The sequence below is a fragment of the Hydrogenophaga sp. FW305-3-2-15-A-LB1 genome, from assembly GCF_058787875.1.
In genome coordinates this window covers 18,837-35,714 of record NZ_JBYTAE010000071.1, presented here as the reverse complement: position 1 = coordinate 35,714, position 16,878 = coordinate 18,837, and the positions used below count along the sequence as shown (strand labels likewise).

Below are 16,878 nucleotides of genomic sequence, written 5' to 3'. Positions count from 1 at the left end.
GTCGGAGGACGGGAGGGGCTTGCCGGAATCCTAGCATCGCCCATACAATAAGTACACTTATCATCAGCATGCCTTGCATGTGAAGGAGACAACCCATGACTTCGCCCTCCCAGGAACTCCCCGTGCTGGTGGCCGGTGGTGGCATCGGCGGCTTGGCCGCCGCGCTCGCCCTGGTGCGCCAGGGCTTTCGCGTCAAGGTGCTGGAGCAGGCGCCCGAGATCGGCGAGATCGGCGCCGGCATGCAGCTGGGCCCCAACGCCTTTCACGCCTTCGACGCGCTCGGCGTGGGGGAGCAGGCGCGCAGCCGGGCGGTCTACACCGACTTCATGGTGATGCACGACGCGCTCGACGAGTACCAGGTCGGCAAGATCCCCACCGGCGAGGCTTTCCGCCAGCGCTTTGGCAACCCCTATGCGGTGATCCACCGCGCCGACGCCCACGGCTCGCTGCTTGAAGGCGTGCAGGCCAGCGGCCAGATTCAGTTCCTCACCTCCACGCGTGTGGAGCGCATCGAGCAGGACGCCACGGGCGTGACGGTGCACGATCAGCACGGCACGGCCCACCGCGGCTTGGCGCTGATCGGGGCCGACGGCGTGAAGTCCGTGGTGCGACAGCAGTTCGTGGGCGACGAGGCCCGCGTGACCGGCCACGTGGTCTACCGCGCGGTGGTGGACAAGGCCGACTTCCCCGAAGACCTGCGCTGGAACGCGGCCAGCATCTGGGTCGGCCCGAACTGCCACCTGGTGCACTACCCGCTGCGCGGCGGCGAGCAGTACAACGTGGTCGTGACCTTCCACAGCCGCGAGGCCGAAGAATGGGGCGTGAAGGAAGGCAGCAAGGAAGAGGTGCAGAGCTACTTCCAGGGCATCTGCCCCAAGGCACGCCAGCTGATCGACCTGCCCAAGAGCTGGAAGCGCTGGGCCACGGCCGACCGCGAACCGATCGGCCAATGGAGCTATGGCCGCGTCACGCTGCTGGGCGACGCCGCCCACCCGACCACGCAGTACATGGCGCAGGGCGCCTGCATGGCGATCGAGGACGCGGTGACGCTGGGCGAGGCCCTGCGCGTGAACCACAATGACTTCGAGAAGGCGTTCGACCTGTACCAGCGTTCGCGCGTGGCGCGCACCGCGCGCATCGTGCTGAGCTCGCGCGAGATGGGCCGCATCTACCACGCCAGCGGGGTGGAGCGCCTGGTGCGCAACGACCTCTGGCGCGGCCGTTCGCCGGAGCGCTTCTACGATGCGATGGAGTGGCTGTACGGCTGGAACGTCGAGAACTGTCTGGCCCCTCACTGAACCCAGGAGACCCCATGAACGACCTCGGACGACTCGAAGACCTGCCCGCCGACTACGTGGCCGAGCTGCGCGCGCTCAACCTGGTGCCGCTGTGGCCCAGCCTGCGTGGCGTGCTGCCGCCGAAGATGCCGTCGCGCCAGACGCAGGCCACGCACTGGGCCTATCAATCGATCAAGCCGCTGCTGCTCAAGGCCGGCGAACTCACGCCGATCGAGAAGGCCGAGCGCCGCGTGCTGGTGCTGGCCAACCCGGGCCACACGCTGGAGAAGATGCAGGCCAGCGCGGCCATGTACCTGGGCATGCAGCTGCTGATGCCGGGCGAATGGGCGCCCAGCCACCGCCACACGCCCAACGCGGTGCGCATGGTCGTGGAAGGCGAAGGCGCCTGGACCACGGTGGACGGCGAGAAGTGCCCGATGTCGCGCGGCGACCTGATCCTCACGCCCACGGGCCGCTGGCACGAGCACGGCCACGACGGCGACCAGCCCGTGATCTGGCTCGACGTGCTCGACCTGCCGCTGATGTACTACCTGGAGGTGAGCTACCACCTCAACGGCGGGCGCCAGGAAACCCTGCCGGGCCGCGGCGACCGGGCCTATGCGCGGCCGGGCGTGGTGCCCACGCCGGTGTTCGGCCGCAGCGGCAAGCGCTACCCCATGCTGCGTTATCCCTGGGTCGATGCCAAGGCCGCGCTGGAATCGATGGCGGCCGACCGGCCCGACCTCGACGCCGTGCAGGTGACCTACACCAACCCCGAGTCCGGCGAGGACGCCGAGAACGTGCTGGGCTTTCATGCCCTGATGCTGCGTCCGGGCCAGGCGCTCACGCTGCCCGCGCGCTCGCCCGCGGTGATCTACCACGTGATCGAAGGTGCGGCCCGCGTGGCCACCGACGCGCAGGGCTTCGACCTGGTGGTGGCCGACACCTGCTGCATTCCCGGCTACACCGCCACCACGCTCACCAATGCCTCGGCCAGCGCCCCGGCTTTCCTGTTCATCGCCGACGAGTCGCCGCTGCACCGCAAGCTCGGCGTCTACGAAGTGCGCCCCGACAACCAACCCGCCATGCCCTGACCCGGCCTTGAAGACCCATGACCACCTACCTCTTCCCCCCGCCCCCCGTCGCTTCGGTTCCCGTGCGCGGCAAGACCGAACAATTCCCCGTCAACCGCCTGTTCTTCGTCGGCCGCAACTACCACGCGCACGCGGTGGAAATGGGCAAGCCGGTGGACAAGACGGCCGAGCGGCCGTTCTACTTCACCAAGGCCCCGCAGACGCTGGCGCTCTCGGGCGCGACCACGCCCTACCCCAGCGAGACGAACAACTACCACTTCGAGATGGAGCTGGTGCTGGCGGTGGGCAAGGCGGGCTTCCGCGTGAAGGCGGAGGACGCGCAGGACATCATCTACGGCTACGCCTGCGGCCTGGACATGACGCGGCGCGACCTGCAGCTGGTGGCGCGCGACAAGGGCCGCCCCTGGGACCTGGGCAAGGACGTGGAGCACTCGTCCGTGTGCAGCGAGATCGTGCCCATGCCGGGCGTGGTGATCGAGCGCGGCGGCATCGAGCTGGCCGTCAACGGCGCCGTGAAGCAGAAGTCCGATGTGGACAAGCTGATCTGGAACATCCGCGAGATCATTGCCGACCTCTCGCTGTTCTACCACCTGCAACCCGGCGACCTGATCTACACCGGCACGCCCGAAGGCGTGGGCGCGGTGCTGCCGGGCGACAAGATCACCGGCAGCGTGGAGGGTGTCGGCACGGTCGAACTTACGGTCGGCCAAAAATCTTGACATCCCCCCGCGCCGCCTTCGGCGTCACCCCCTGAGGGGGCGCACCTGGCGGCCTGGCAAAGCCGGTTCCGCGGGTGCTCTGGCTGCGGTCCCTGGCGCTGGCTAAGATGCTGGCGTCATGCCCTCTTCTCCCTCGTCCTCCCGCACCGTGCGCTGGCTGCTCTGGCTGGCCGGCACGGTGTCGCTGGCGCTGGGCCTCATCGGCGTGGTGCTGCCGGGCCTGCCCACCACCCCCTTCGTGCTGCTGGCCGCGGCCTGTTACGCCAAGGCCTCGCCGCGCCTGCACGGCTGGCTGCTCAACCACCGCTTCCTCGGCCCCATGGTGCGCGACTGGGAGCAGCACCGCAGCCTGACCCGGCGCACCAAGACGGTGGCGATCGGCTCCATGGTGGTGATGGTGAGCCTCTCGGCCTGGGGCTTTCGCCACCAGCCCTGGGTGCTGGCCGCGCTGCTGGCCGCCGCCGCCATCGGCCTGGTCGTGGTGGCGCGCATCCCCACGCGCGAACGCCCCACCTCCTGAGCCGCCTCAGGCCGGCTGGCGCGACGGCAGGCCCCAGACCTGGCGCAGCACCGACAGCGCCGCGACGATGGCCGGGTCGTGCTCGGCGGTCTTGGGGTAGATGAAGCTCAACAGGGCGGCCACGCGCGTGTGCGGCCAGATCACCAGCTCCTCGCTCTCGGCGGCGGGCACGGCCATGTCCTCGCGCAGCAGCGCCAGCCCCAGGCCCGCGCGCACCAGGCTGTAGGGCGCCGACGCATCGTCGGACTCCACCACCTGGTTGGGCAGCAGGCCCTGGCGCGAGAACAGGTCGCGCAGCAGCGTCTGCACGTGGCCGGCGTGCGGCGTGCCGATCCAGGGCAGGTCGGCGATCTCGCGCCAGCCCGCGTGCAGCAGCCGATCGCGGTAGGCCACCGGCGCCACCACCCGGTAGTGCAGGGTCTGCAGGGGCAGACCGAGCACGTCGCGCGGGATGTGGGGACCGATGTAGAACGCCGCCTGCAGCGTGGAGGTCGCCACGCCCTCGCGCAGCGTCTCGGCGTCGCCCGAGCGGGTCTTGATGTCCAGCAGGGGCAGTGCCGCCACCAGGCCGCCGAGCAAGGAACCCAGCCGCAAGGCGTCCGGGTCGCCCAGCGTGCCGATGATCAGCGAGCCGGCCACCTCGCCCTGCAACTCCTTGGCGCGGCCGATCAGCGAGCCGGCGGCGGCCAGCACCTTCTCGGCCTCGGGCAGCAGGCGCTCACCGGCGCGCGTGAGCGCGATGCGCCCGGGCCGCCGGTCGAACAGCGAGACGCCCAGCTCTTCCTCCAGCGCCTTGATCTGCCCGGTGACGGCGGGCTGCGTGACGTGCAGGGCCTCGGCCGCTCGCGTGAGCTGGCCGATCTTGGCCACCGTGACGAAGGCACGCAGCTGGTAGATCTCCATACGGGCGGGCGCTCAGTGCGTCAGGAAGCGCGCCTGCGAAGGCTCGATGCCCAGCCGCACCTCGGCCCCGGGCGGGAACAGCGAGAGGCCCGAGAAGTGCGCCTGGTTGGCGACGATCAGGGTCTCGCCCACGCGCACGCGGTAGCGCGAGGTCTCGCCCAGGAACTCGGAGCTTTCCACCCGGCCGTCGAGCCAGATGCGCGAGGCGTCGCCATGTTCGTCGCGCACGCGGATGTGCACGGTGTGCGGCCGGAACGACAGCGACGCCGGCCCGGTGCCCGGGCTCTCCTGGTTGCGCGGCAGCACCATCTCGCCCAGGCCGTCGGCCTGGAAATGCAGGGTCTCGCCGTTGACGTGCGTCACCCGGCCCTGCACGAGGTTGGCCGTGCCCACGAAGCTGGCCACGAAGCGGTTGGCCGGGAAGTCGAACAGCGCGGCGGCCGTGCCCACCTGCTGCAGCACGCCCTTGTCGAGCACGGCCATGCGGTCGGCGGTGGTCATCGCTTCCTCCTGGTCGTGCGTCACGAAGATGGTGGTCAGGCCCAGCGTGCGCTGCAGGTTCTTGAGCTCCTCGCGCATCTGCACGCGCAGGTTCTTGTCGAGGTTGGACAGCGGCTCGTCGAGCAGCAGCAGCTTGGGCTCGATCACCACGGTGCGCGCCAGCGCCACGCGCTGCTGCTGCCCGCCCGAGAGCTGGCTCGGCCGGCGCTGCGCGTAGTCCTGCAGACCCACCAGTTCGAGCGCGGCCCCGACCTTGCGGCGCAGCGAGTCCTTGGGCTCCTTGCGCTCCACCAGACCGAAGGCCACGTTGTCCCACACCGTCATGTGGGGCCACAGCGCGTAGTTCTGGAACACCATGCCCACGTTGCGCAGGTGCGGCGGCGTGCCGGTGATGTCCTTGCCGTCGATCAGCAGTTCGCCGCGCTGGTGCTGGTTGAAGCCGGCGATGAGGCGCAGCAGCGTGGACTTGCCGGAGCCCGAGGGGCCGAGCAGGGCGAAGAACTCGCCCGGCTCGATGCGGATGTTGACGTCCTTGAGCACCTCGGTGCTGCCGTAGCTCAGGCTGATGTGGCGCGCTTCGAGGGAGACCTTGTTCAGATGCATGGCTGTCTTTCGATGTGTCTGTCGTTCAGGGCTGCGCGGCGCGGGTGGGGGCGCGCGATTTCTCCACCACGCGGTGCGAGAGGTAGGTGCCGATGGCCACCACCACCACCGCCACCACGCCGAGGGCGGCGCCCGGTCCGCGCCCGGCGATGCTCTGCATGTAGAGGTAGATGCCATAGCTCATGGGCGCCTGGCTCTGCGCCGAGGTGAGCAGGATGGTGGCCGAGAGCTCCACCGCGGCGGTGATGAAGCTGGTGACGAAGCCGGCCAGGATGCCGCCCATCATGAGCGGCACCATGATGCGCCGCACCGTGCTGACCTTGCCCGCGCCCAGGCTCTGCCCGGCCTCTTCGAGCGAGATGTGCACCTGCTGCAGCGCGGCCATGCAGGAGCGCAGCGCGTACGGCAGGCGGCGCACCGCGTAGGCGATCATGATCAGCACCCAGGTGCTGATCACCGGCGTGTCGGTGAACGGGATGTCCACGCCCTTGAACATGCGCAGGTAGCCGATGGCCAGCACCAGGCCGGGGATGGCCAGCGCGATCGAGGCGATGTAGTCGAGCCAGCGGCGCGCGGGCAGCTCGGTGCGGAAGATCAGGTAGGCGATGAGCGTGCCCAGCACCACGTCCAGGCTCGCGGCCATCAGGCAGTACTTGAGGGTGTTGACCACCATCAGCTTGGAGTCGGTGAAGATGGTGGCGTAGTGCTCCAGGGTATAGCTGTCGGGCAGCACCGAGAAACTCCAGACCTTGGAGAAAGACATCAGCAGGATGCCGATGTGCGGCGCCAGCGTGACCAGCAGCACGAAGCCCACCCAGGCGTAGGCCAGCACCGAGGCCCAGCCGCGCAGCGTGCGGCGCTGCAGCGAATTGCCGCCCTTTTGCAGCGTGGAGTAGTCCTTGCCCTTCATGACGCGCGAGGCCATCCACAGCGCCAGGATGGACAGCACGATCATGATCACGCTGATGACGTAACCCAGCGGGTCCTCGATGCCCACCGAGGTGATGCGCAGATAGGCCTGCGGCGCGAGCATGTTGGTCACGCCCATCACCAGCGGCGTGCCCAGGTCGTCGAACACCTTCACGAACACCAGCGCCGCGCCGGCCAGGTAACCCGGCAGCGAGAGCGGGAAGATGATGCGCCAGAACAGGCGCCAGCCCTTGGCGCCGAGGTTCTGCGCCGACTCTTCCATGGCGCCGTCGATGTTGCGCATCGCGGCCACGAGGTTGAGCAGGATGAAGGGGAAGTAGTGGATGCTCTCGACGAAGGTGACACCGACCAGGCCGTCCATGAGGGGCACGGTGAAGCCGAACGCGTCGTTGAGCAGCAGGTTGACCGAGCCGCTGCGCCCGAAGATGAGCTGCAGCGCGACCGCGCCCACGAAGGGCGGCATGATCAGCGGCAGCACGCCCAGCGTCTGGATCAGCAGGGCGCCGCGGAACTCGAAGCGCACCGTGAGGTAGGCCAGCGGGATCGCGATCACCGAGGCGAAGAACACCGAGGCCAGCGCCACCACCAGGCTGTTGATGAGCGATTCGCGCAGCAGGCTCTGGCCGAAGAAGTTGCTGAAATGCCCCAGCGTGGGCGCGCCGGTTTCCGTCACGAAGGCGGTGTAGATCACCTCCGCGATCGGCAGCAGCAGAAACAGGAACAGGAAGGCAAACACCAGGCCGGCGAGCAGCCAGTGGCCCCACACGGTGGGGGGGCGCAGCCGGCGCGGCGCGCGCGCGGCGGAACCTGTCAGGACAGCGGACATGGGCAATCTTTCCGGGAAGGGAGGGACCCGCGCGCGGCAGGCCGGCGCGCGGGCGTCACGGGGCGTTCAGGCGCTCACTTGGCCAGCGCGGCGGCCTGGTTGGCCAGGTCGCGCGCGCGCTCGTAGTTGGCCTTGGCTTTCGAGCTCCACAGCTCTTCGAGCCCGGTGAGCTGCTTGGCCACTTCCACGTCGCGCTTGTTCTGGCGGAACAGGTTGAGGAATTTTTCGTCCTTCACCATGCCCTCGGGCACCAGCGACGAGTAGGCGAAGCTGCGGGCCTGGCGCAGTAGCTCGCTGCCGTGCGCGTTGGGTTTGGCGTGCAGCTTGCGGTCGGCCTCGTGGATGGCGCGCGTGGCGGCCTGCAGCTCCTTGAGGCGGAAGGTCACCATCTGGTCGAACAGGCTCACCACCACCTGGTAGCGGTTGCTGGAGAGGTCGGTGTTGAACTGCACCTTGGCGCGCTTGGCGATTTCCTGTGCGTCGGGATAGCCGGCCGGCGCCTTGTTGCCGAACGAGGCGTTGGGCAGCACCGGCAGGCGGCTGATCTTCGGATCGAACAGCAATTCCTGGCCTTCGCGCGAGAGCGTGTAGGCGATGAACTTCTTGGCCTCGTCGGCGTTCTTGCCGCCGCTGATGAGCGCGATGTTGGCCGGCACCACCGCCGTCACCGAGGGGTAGTGGAACTCCACCGGGTAGCCCGAGTACTTGCCGGCCAGGCCGAAGAAGTCGATCACCATGCCGACGCCGTACTGGCCGTTGTTCACGCCATCGGGCACCGCGAAGCTGCGGTCGGTCACGGCCGCGCAGTTGCCCGCGATCTGCAGCATCTGCGTCCAGCCCTTTTCCCAGCCTTCGCCCTGCAGGATGGTCTCGACCGTGAGGTGGGTGGTGCCCGAACGCGAGGGCGAGGAGATGGCCACGTGGCCGAAGTAGGCGGGCTTGGTCAGGTCGGCCCACTCGCGCGGCGCGGGCACCTTGTTGGCCTGCATGTAGCGCGTGTTCCACATCAGGCCGTAGCCCGCGAGCGCCTGGCCGTAGTACAGGCCGTTGGGGTCGTTGATGGGGTAGTTGCCCACCTTGGCTGGCACCTGCGCGTTCTTGACTTCGGGCGCGGCCTGCAGCAGCTTGTCGCGCGCCAGCACTTCGAAGGCATCGGGCGCCGAGGCCCACATCACGTCGGGCCGCTGGCCCACCGCCAGCTCCTTGATGTAGGCGATGCTGGCCGTGGTGTTCTTGTTGAGGATCTCGATCTTGATGCCGGGGTTGGCGGCTTCAAACGCCTTCTTGTAGGCCTCCGTCAGTTCCTTGGGAAACGAGGTGAGCACGGAGACCGTGCCGGCTTGCGCCGCGGACCATGCCGTCACCAAGGAAAGAACCACCACCTTCAGTGCTGCTGTCTGTCGTGCCATGCCTGTCTCCATCGTTGTGTTTGCGACGGGACCAATTTAGCAACAGAAAGCGCGCGCGACCAATCATGGTTTCTGATAGGCCGCATAAACCGCGGCGAGAGTCGGGTAAACCCCGAGCGTTCCGCAGAGGCTTATGCCTTGGCTCGGCGCTCCAGCACTTCAAACGCCGGCAGGGTCTTGCCTTCGAGCACCTCGAGGAAGGCGCCACCGCCGGTGGAGATGTAGCCCACGTCCTTCTCGATGCCGTACTTGGCGATGGCGGCCAGCGTGTCGCCACCACCGGCGATGCTGAACGCGCTGCTCTTCGCAATCGCGTCCGCGATGGCCTTGGTGCCGCTCTCGAAGGCCGCGAACTCGAACACGCCCACCGGGCCGTTCCACACGATGGTGCCGGCCTGCATCAGCTGCGCCGCCAGCTTCTGGGCCGTCTCCGGGCCGATGTCCAGGATCAGGTCGTCGTCGGCCACCTCCGTGGCCTTCTTCACCGTGGCCGGCGCGTCGGCCGCGAAGGCCTTGGCCGTCACCACGTCGGTCGGGATCGGCACCTCGGCGCCGCGCGCCTTCATGGCCTCGATCACCGCCTTGGCCTCGCCCACCAGGTCGGCCTCGGCCAGGCTCTTGCCGATCTTCAGGCCCGCGGCCAGCATGAAGGTGTTGGCGATGCCGCCACCCACGATCAGGTTGTCCACGTTGTTGGCCAGGCTCTTGAGGATGGTCAGCTTGGTGCTGACCTTGCTGCCGGCCACGATGGCCACCAGGGGCCGTTTCGGGGCCGCGAGCGCCTTGGCGATCGCGTCCATCTCGGCGGCCAGCAGCGGGCCGGCCGAGGCGATGGGCGCGGTCTCGGCGATGCCGTAGGTCGTGCCTTCGGCGCGGTGCGCGGTGCCGAAGGCGTCGTGCACGAAGATGTCGCACAGGGCGCCGAGCTTCTTCGCCAGTTCGGGGCTGTTCTTCTTCTCGCCCACGTTGAGGCGGCAGTTCTCCAGCAGCACGACCTCGCCAGGGGCGACCGAGAAGTCGCCGTCGATCCAGTTGGCGACCAAGCGCACCGGGCGGTCCAGCAGTTCGCCCAGGCGCGCGGCCACGGGGGCCAGCGAGTCCTCGGGCTTGAAGGCGCCTTCGGTGGGGCGGCCCAGGTGGCTGGTGACCATCACGGCCGCGCCCGCGTCCAGCGCCATCTGGATGGCCGGCAGGCTCGCGCGGATGCGCGTGTCTTCGGTGATGCGGCCGGCGTCGTCCTGCGGCACATTGAGGTCGGCGCGGATGAAGACGCGCTGGCCCTTGGCTTGGCCGCTGGAGCAGAGGTCGGAGAAACGGATGAAGGACATGGTGGGCGGGTGGGTCGTCAGAAAGAAGCCCGCATTGTAGGAAACGCGGCCCCCCATGCCCGTCGGCCGCTCAACCCGTGTGCACGAGCGCGACCGGTGGCTCGCCGGGCGAGCGGGCCTGCGACGCCGCGCTGCAGGGCATCAGCGCGTCCAGCGCGGGCTGGTAGGCGCGCGTCTGCACGTCCATCAACCCCAGCACGGAATGGAAGACATGGTCGTGCGAGATCGGCGCCGCCGCGTGCCCGCGCAGGCAGCCCATCGACAGGCCGGTGCGGCGCTGCAGGCCGGGCGAGAACCAGCTCACCATGGGCACCTGGGTCTGCTGCGTCGGCGCCAGGGCGTAGGGCACGCCATGCAGGTAGAGCCCGTTCTCGCCCAGCGACTCGCCGTGGTCGGACACGTAGATCAGCCCCGTGTCCTCGCTGCCGCGATCGGCGCGCGCCTTCAGCCATTGCAGGGTCTGGCCCAGGAAATGATCGGTGTAGGCGATGGAGTTATCGTAGGCGTTGACCAGCTGCTCGTGCGGGCAGTCGGACAGCGTGACGCTCTGGCACTCGGGCTGGAACGGCTTCTGGTCGGCGGGCGCGCGTTTTGCGTACGCCGGACCATGGCTGCCCATCTGGTGCATCACCACCACCACGCCGCGCGCGCGGCGCTGCGGATCCAGCGCGGCGAGGCGCTGGTCCAGGCCGTCCAGCATGGCGGCGTCGTAACACTCACTGCCCTCGCACAGGCCGGGCACGGCGTGGTCGCCCGCGTAGGCGTTGGGCACGCGGTCGCACACGCCCTTGCAGCCGGCCTGGTTGTCGATCCACAGCACGGCCAAGCCGGCGCGCTGCAGCACGTCGAGCAGGTTCTCGTGTTCGGGGGTCTTGTCGCCGCCCTGCGCGCGCGTGAGCGGCGAGAAGATGCAGGGCAGCGAGACCTGGGTGTTGGTGCCGCAGGAACTCACCTGGGCGAAGTTCACCAGATCACCTTGCGCCTGCCAGCGCGCGAGCGTGGGCGTGGTGTTGCGCGCGTAGCCGTTGAGCCCGAAGTTCTGCGCGCGCGCGGTCTCGCCGATCACCAGCACCAGCAACGGTGGCCGCGGCTGGTGCGCATAGCTCGCGCCCAGGGCCGCGTCCTGACCCACCGGTTGCAGCGGGCGCACCTGGCGCGGCAGCTGGTCCACCGCCAGGCGGGCGCCGGCGTACACGGTGTTGAGCGGGTTGGCCATGTAGCGCAGGTCCTTGTGGTTGCGCATGAGCGAGGCCAGACCCTGGTAGCTCATCAGCGCGGCCGCCACCAGCAAGGCGAGCGCGGCCAGGGCCCCCATGAGGTTGCGCACGGCTTGCGGCCCCAGGCTGCGCAGGGCCAGCGGCCGGCGCCAGAGCGCCCACAGGGGCAGCCCGGCCACCAGCAACACCGTTCCCGGCAAGGCCCACGAGAGCAGGTCGCGCACCTCGCGCACGTCGGTGTGCACCACATTGGCGAGCATCGTGGGGTCGATCACCACCCCGTACTGCCACATGAAGTGGGTGTTGAACGCGGCCACCAGCAACAGCGCGCTGGCGGCGGGCCGAAACACGCACGGCCAGGCCAGCAGCGAGAGCAGCGCCGCCAGGGCACCCACCAGCAACAGGCCCAGCCCGACGATCAGCGCCAGGCGCTGGGTGGGTGTGCCGCCGAGTCCATCGATGCGCTGCCACAGCGGCAGGTTGCCCAGGCTGGCCAGCCACAGGGCCAGGCCCCACACCGCCACCCTGGGGCGTGTGCGCGCGCCGGGCGGGGAGAGATGGAACGTGGGGAAAAAGCGGGGAAACGCAAAGGGCAACGAGAGCTGCATGGCCGGCATCCGAATGCCAGCACATGCCGGCCCCGCCACTGTGCGCAGCCGACGTTAAATCAACCTTATGCGCGCGGCCAGCGCAGCGTGAAGCGCGTCGTCATCGGCGCTTCGCCCTGGTCGCGCTCCAGCCGCGCGCCCATCTGTTCGGCGATGCGCTCCACCAGGCGCAGGCCCAGCCCCAGGCCACCGCGCTCGGCGGCCAGGGGGGCCGCGTCGGCGCGCTGGCCGTCGTCGCTCACCGAAACACCCAGGTCCGCGCCGGTCCGCCACACCGCCACCGCCACCTGCGAGCCGCTGGGCGTGTGGCGCAGCGCGTTCTCGATCAGGTTGCGCAGCGCGAGTTCCAGCAGCATGGGCTGGGCCTGCACCACCACCGGCTCGTCGGGCTGCGACAGGGAAAGCTCGTGGCCGCTCTCGTAGGCCGAGGGGGCGTGGGCCGCGATCAGCCGCGCCGCGAGTTCGCCCAGCGCCACCTGCCCCGCGACCAGGGGCCCCGCACCCGCGATGGCGTTGCGCTGGGCGCGCGCCAGTTCCAGCAGCTGCGAAAGGATGCGGCCCGCGCGCAAGGCCTCCTGCTCCAGTTGCGCCAACCGCTCGGGGGACGGGTCGTGCTGCGCCGCGCCGGCCTGCAAGGCGAGCGCGGCCAGCGGCGTGCGCAGTTCGTGCGCCACGTCGGACGCGAACTCGCGTTCGCGCTGGGCGCGCGTCTGCAAGGTGTCGACCAGCGCGTTGATCGCGGCCACCGTGCTCGCGAACTCGCGATGGCGGTGCTGCGTGCCCAGGCGCTGGCCCGCGAAGCCGTCGAGCGCGGCCACCTCGCTCGAGAGCTGGTCGAGCGGGCGCAGGCCGCGGCGGATCGCCCACCACAGCAGCAGGCTCACCAGCGGCAGCACCAGCAAAGCGGGCAGGGCCACGTGCTCCGCGATGTCCTTGCCCAGTTCGTAGCGCTGCTTCAGGTCCATGAGCACGATCACGCGCCGCACCCGCCCTTCCTGCGTGGCCTGGGCCGAGTAGGCGCGCCACTCGGGCACCAGGCCCGGGACCTTCACGCGCACCGTGGCGAAGCCCTGCGCGGGCAGGGCCGCCACGTCCAGCCCGCCCACCATGCCATGGGTGTCGGCGACCAGGCGGCCGTCGTCCCAGGCCACCACGGCCACGTCCTGCAGGTACTCGTGCTGCAGGTCGGGCACCTCGGCCGCGGCATGGGGTTCGAGCCGGTAGGGCGTGGCGCTCAGCCAGAGCTTGGCCACCGCCGTCATCTGCCCGTCGGAGAACTGGCGGGCCTCGCGGAAGGCGGTGGACCAGGCGAAGGCGATCAGCGCCAGCCACACCACCACCAGCACCCCGAGCGCCCAGGCCAGCAGGTAGTGGCGCAGGGTCTTCGCGCGCGCGGCCACGGCCTTGTTCATCGCCGCGCCGCTTTCGCGGGCGGCGCGGGCGCGTCCAAGGGCACGAAGTAGCCCACGCCGCGCACCGTCTTGATCAGGGACTCGCCGAGCTTGCGGCGCAGGTGGTGGATGTGCACCTCGATCGCGTTGCTCTCCAGGCCTTCGTCGAAGCCGTACAGCGCCGATTCCAGCCGCGCCTTGGACAGCACCTGCGGCCGCGCCTGCAGCAGCGTGAGCAGCAGCGCGAACTCCTTGCCGCCCAGCGGCACCGGCTCGCCCGCGCGCCGCACGGTGTGGGCCGCCGGATCGACCACCAGCTCGCCGTGCTGGATCAACGGGTTGCTGCGCCCGCCGGCGCGCCGCAGCATGGCGCGCAGCCGGGCGAGCAGCTCGTTCGCGTCGAAGGGTTTGACGATGTAGTCGTCGGCGCCGCTGTCCAGGCCGCCGATGCGGTCGCTCACGCCGTCGCGCGCGGTCATGATCAGCACCGGCATGTCGTGGCGTGGCAGGTCGTCCCGCCCCGGCGCGGGCGCGGGCCGGCGGCGCAGCCGGGCCAGCAGGTCCAGGCCTTCGCCGTCGGGCAGGCCGAGGTCGAGCAGCATGACGTCGAAGGGTTCCACGGCGAGGGCCAGCCAGGCCGCGTCGAGCGAGGGGCAGGTGTCCACCGCATAGCCCGCCTGGCGCAGCGAAGCCTGCAGGCCGCTGGCAATGCCGGGGTCGTCTTCCACCACGAGAGCGCGCATGTGTTTGAAGGGGACGCGGGGTCCGTTGAGGCTGAATCCGTTCATTATGGGTTCGCGCCTTAGCACCGCCTTAAGGCGCATTTAACCTGGGGCTTCCACAGTGCCGCACCATGCACGCACTGTCTCGCCCCCGCTGGGTCACCGGCCCCTTCCGATCGTCCCCCGCCACTTGGCTGCTCGGCCTGTTCACCCTCACCCTGCTCTGGGACCTGGGCGGCCTGGACATGGCGGTGATGCGCGCCATCGGCACGCCGCGCGGCTTTGCGCTGCAGGACAGCTGGTGGCTCTCTCGCGTGCTGCACGACGGCCTGCGGCAGGCCATGACGGGTGGCTGGCTGCTGCTCTGCGCCTGGGCCTGCTGGCCCGGGCTGCAGATGCCCCGGCGCGAACGCTGGACCGTGGTGGCGCTGGCCACGCTGTCGCTGCTGGCGGTCAACCTGGTGAAGAACACCAGCCTGACCAGTTGTCCCTGGGACCTGCAGGCCTTCGGCGGACCGGCCCGCTGGGTGTCGCACTGGGCCTGGGGCGTGGCCGACGGCGGCCCGGGGCGTTGTTTCCCGGGCGGCCATGCGTCCAGCGGTTTCGCGTTCATCGGCCTGTGCCTGCCCTGGCTGGACGCGCCGCCAGGCACGCCCCATCGCCCGCGCGCGACCGGCCTGCGCTGGCTGGCCGCCGTGCTGTTCGTGGGCGGGTTGGCGGGTGCGGTGCAAACCCTGCGGGGAGCCCATTTCCCCAGCCACACGCTGTGGACGCTGCTGATCTCCGCCGGCGTGTCGTGGGCGGGCTGGCGGCTGGCCCAGCCGTGGCTGACCCCGTCGAAGAGCGCACGGCCTGCGCCGGCCGTGGGGGAGGCCGATCACCCACCTCGCCGGCCCCGCCCGACCCACCTCCTCGCCGTGCTGCGCCCCCTGCTCATGCCCATGGCCTGCATGCTGGCGGTGCTGTGGCTGTCGCGCGCCGGGCTGGCCTGGTGGCAGGCCGACCGCATCGCCCAGGCCCAGGCGGCGCCATTGGTGTGGTGGGAAGGCTTGCGCTTTGACGCGGTGCTGATGGGCCTGGCCTGGGTGTTGCCCGCCACGCTCACGCCCTGGATGGCCACCCACCGGCGCAGCCAGCGCGCGTGGGGTGTCTTCCTGCGCGTGTATGGCGGCATCGCCCTGCTGCTTGTGGTCTTCATGGAACTGGCCACCCCGGCCTTCGTGCTGCAGTACGACAGCCGGCCCAACTACCTCTTCGTGGAGTACCTGGGCTACGCGAAGGAAGTGGGCGGCACGCTGATCAAGGACTATTGGGCGCACCTGCTGACCACGGCGGTGCTGCTGCCCACCATCGGCTGGGCCTACGTCCGGCTGACCCGCCCCGCGCCGCACCCACCCGCGACCTTGCGGGTCTGGCAGGCCGGGCTGCTGTCGGTGCTGCTGTTCGTGGCGCTCGCGATCTGCGCGCGCGGCGCGCTGGGGCACCGCCCGGCCAACCCCGCCACGGCGGCCGTGACCACCGACCACCTGGTCAACGAGTTGCCCCTGAGTTCGCTCTACACCGTGACGTACGCGATCTACCAGTCGCGCAAGGCCGAAGAAGGCGGCATCACCTACGCCGAGATGCCGCAGGAGCGCGTGATCGACATCGTGCGGCGAGAAACCGGGCTGCCGCCCGGCGCCTTCACCGACCCCGCTTCGCCCCTGCGCCACACGCTGACCAGCCCGCACCCGCGCGAGCGGCCGCTGAACCTGGTGATCGTGCTCGAAGAAAGCCTGGGCGCCGAGTTCGTCGGCCGCCTGGGAGGCCTGCCGCTCACGCCGAACCTGGACCGGTTGGGCGACCAGGGCATCTGGTTCGACCAGCTCTACGCCACCGGCACGCGTTCGGTGCGCGGCATCGAGGCGGTGGTGGCGGGTTTTCCGCCGACCTCGGCGGTGAGCACGGTGAAGCTGGCGAAATCGCAGCGCGACTTCTTCACGCTGGCCAGCTTCCTGAAGCCCAGGGGCTACGAGTCCACCTTCTACTACGGCGGCGAATCGCACTTCGACAACATGCGCAGCTACTTCATGGGCAATGGCTTCGACCGCGTGGTGGAGCAGAAGGACATGCCCGCCAGCGCCTTCATCGCCACCTGGGGCGCGTCCGATGGCGACCTGTTCGATGTGGCCCACCAGCGCTTCAGCCAGCAGCCCGCCGACAAGCCCTTCTTCGCCCTGGTGTTCAGCTCGTCCAACCACGCGCCCTTCGAATTCCCGGACGGCGGCTTCGAGCTGCACGAGCAGCCGAAGAACACCGTGAACAACGCGGTGAAGTACGCCGACCACGCCCTGGGGCGCTTCTTCGACCAAGCGAAGCAATCCGCCTACTGGGACAACACCCTCTTCCTCGTGGTGGCCGACCACAACTCGCGCGTGTACGGCCCCTCGGTCATCCCGATCGAGCGCTTTCACATCCCCGGCCTGATCCTGGGCGGCGCGGTGCGCGCACCCGAGCGCATCCGCACGGTGGCCAGCCAGATCGATCTGGCGCCCACGCTGATCTCCATGATGGGCCTGAGTGGCGAGGTTCCGCTGACCGGCCGCGACCTGAGCGACCCGGCGCAGCGCACCCGGCCCGGCCGCGCCATCCTGCAGTTCGACAAGATCCAGGCCTACATGGAAGGCTCCCACGTGGCGGTGCTGCAGCCCGACAGCCCACCCCGGCTCATGAGCTACCGGGATGGCCAGCTGAAGGACAGCACCGAGAGCCACCCGGCCCTGGTGGACAAGGCGCAGGCGCATGCGCGCTACGCGCAGTGGGCCTACCAGAAACAATGGCACCGTTGAAA

13 protein-coding genes are annotated in these 16,878 nt (G+C 69.7%); 5 read left to right on the top strand and 8 right to left on the bottom strand.

The window, feature by feature from the left end; translation table 11 throughout:
• Window positions 1-95 precede the first annotated feature (95 nt).
• The 4 genes from AC3WPZ_RS20500 (at window position 96) to AC3WPZ_RS20485 (ending at window position 3,610) form a co-directional block, all read left to right on the top strand.
• Window positions 96-1,298: a 3-hydroxybenzoate 6-monooxygenase gene (locus tag AC3WPZ_RS20500; protein WP_492441228.1), complete on the top strand. Its 1,203-nt coding sequence runs from the start codon at window positions 96-98 to the stop codon at window positions 1,296-1,298.
• A gap of 14 nt (window positions 1,299-1,312) precedes the next feature.
• Window positions 1,313-2,371, top strand: a complete 1,059-nt coding sequence (locus AC3WPZ_RS20495; RefSeq protein WP_444687692.1) for a cupin domain-containing protein — start codon at window positions 1,313-1,315, stop codon at window positions 2,369-2,371.
• Between the two features lie 17 nt (window positions 2,372-2,388).
• Window positions 2,389-3,090 (top strand): fumarylacetoacetate hydrolase family protein, encoded by a 702-nt coding sequence (locus AC3WPZ_RS20490; RefSeq protein WP_444687693.1) that lies wholly within the window; start codon window positions 2,389-2,391, stop codon window positions 3,088-3,090.
• Between the two features lie 118 nt (window positions 3,091-3,208).
• A complete protein-coding gene (locus AC3WPZ_RS20485; protein WP_382322259.1) occupies window positions 3,209-3,610 on the top strand; it encodes a YbaN family protein in 402 nt (133 codons plus the stop codon).
• Between the two features lie 6 nt (window positions 3,611-3,616).
• Here AC3WPZ_RS20485 and AC3WPZ_RS20480 read toward each other — a convergent pair whose 3' ends face one another.
• The 8 genes from AC3WPZ_RS20480 to AC3WPZ_RS20445 form a co-directional block, all read right to left on the bottom strand.
• Window positions 3,617-4,513, bottom strand: a complete 897-nt coding sequence (locus AC3WPZ_RS20480; protein WP_444687694.1) for a LysR family transcriptional regulator — start codon at window positions 4,511-4,513, stop codon at window positions 3,617-3,619.
• Window positions 4,514-4,525: 12 nt separating this feature from the next.
• The gene (locus AC3WPZ_RS20475) at window positions 4,526-5,611 is read right to left on the bottom strand and encodes an ABC transporter ATP-binding protein (RefSeq protein ID WP_382325771.1); all 1,086 of its coding nucleotides are present in this window, start codon (window positions 5,609-5,611) and stop codon (window positions 4,526-4,528) included.
• 31 nt (window positions 5,612-5,642) lie between these two features.
• The gene (locus AC3WPZ_RS20470; protein ID WP_492441225.1) at window positions 5,643-7,373 is read right to left on the bottom strand and encodes an ABC transporter permease; all 1,731 of its coding nucleotides are present in this window, start codon (window positions 7,371-7,373) and stop codon (window positions 5,643-5,645) included.
• 74 nt (window positions 7,374-7,447) lie between these two features.
• Window positions 7,448-8,782: an ABC transporter substrate-binding protein gene (locus AC3WPZ_RS20465; protein ID WP_492441223.1), complete on the bottom strand. Its 1,335-nt coding sequence runs from the start codon at window positions 8,780-8,782 to the stop codon at window positions 7,448-7,450.
• Window positions 8,783-8,913: 131 nt separating this feature from the next.
• Complete coding sequence (locus tag AC3WPZ_RS20460; RefSeq protein WP_492441221.1) at window positions 8,914-10,110, bottom strand: phosphoglycerate kinase; 1,197 nt, start codon at window positions 10,108-10,110, stop codon at window positions 8,914-8,916.
• 70 nt (window positions 10,111-10,180) lie between these two features.
• Window positions 10,181-11,935: a phosphoethanolamine transferase gene (locus AC3WPZ_RS20455; protein WP_492441219.1), complete on the bottom strand. Its 1,755-nt coding sequence runs from the start codon at window positions 11,933-11,935 to the stop codon at window positions 10,181-10,183.
• 65 nt (window positions 11,936-12,000) lie between these two features.
• Window positions 12,001-13,347: a sensor histidine kinase gene (locus AC3WPZ_RS20450; RefSeq protein ID WP_382328034.1), complete on the bottom strand. Its 1,347-nt coding sequence runs from the start codon at window positions 13,345-13,347 to the stop codon at window positions 12,001-12,003.
• Entirely contained in the window at window positions 13,344-14,069 is a 726-nt protein-coding gene (locus tag AC3WPZ_RS20445) for a response regulator (protein WP_382322264.1), read from the bottom strand. The genes AC3WPZ_RS20450 and AC3WPZ_RS20445 overlap by 4 nt, the downstream gene beginning before the upstream one ends.
• Before the next feature lie 110 nt (window positions 14,070-14,179).
• Between AC3WPZ_RS20445 and AC3WPZ_RS20440 the strand changes: the two genes are divergently transcribed.
• Entirely contained in the window at window positions 14,180-16,876 is a 2,697-nt protein-coding gene (locus AC3WPZ_RS20440; RefSeq protein ID WP_444687697.1) for a sulfatase-like hydrolase/transferase, read from the top strand.
• Window positions 16,877-16,878: the final 2 nt, after the last annotated feature.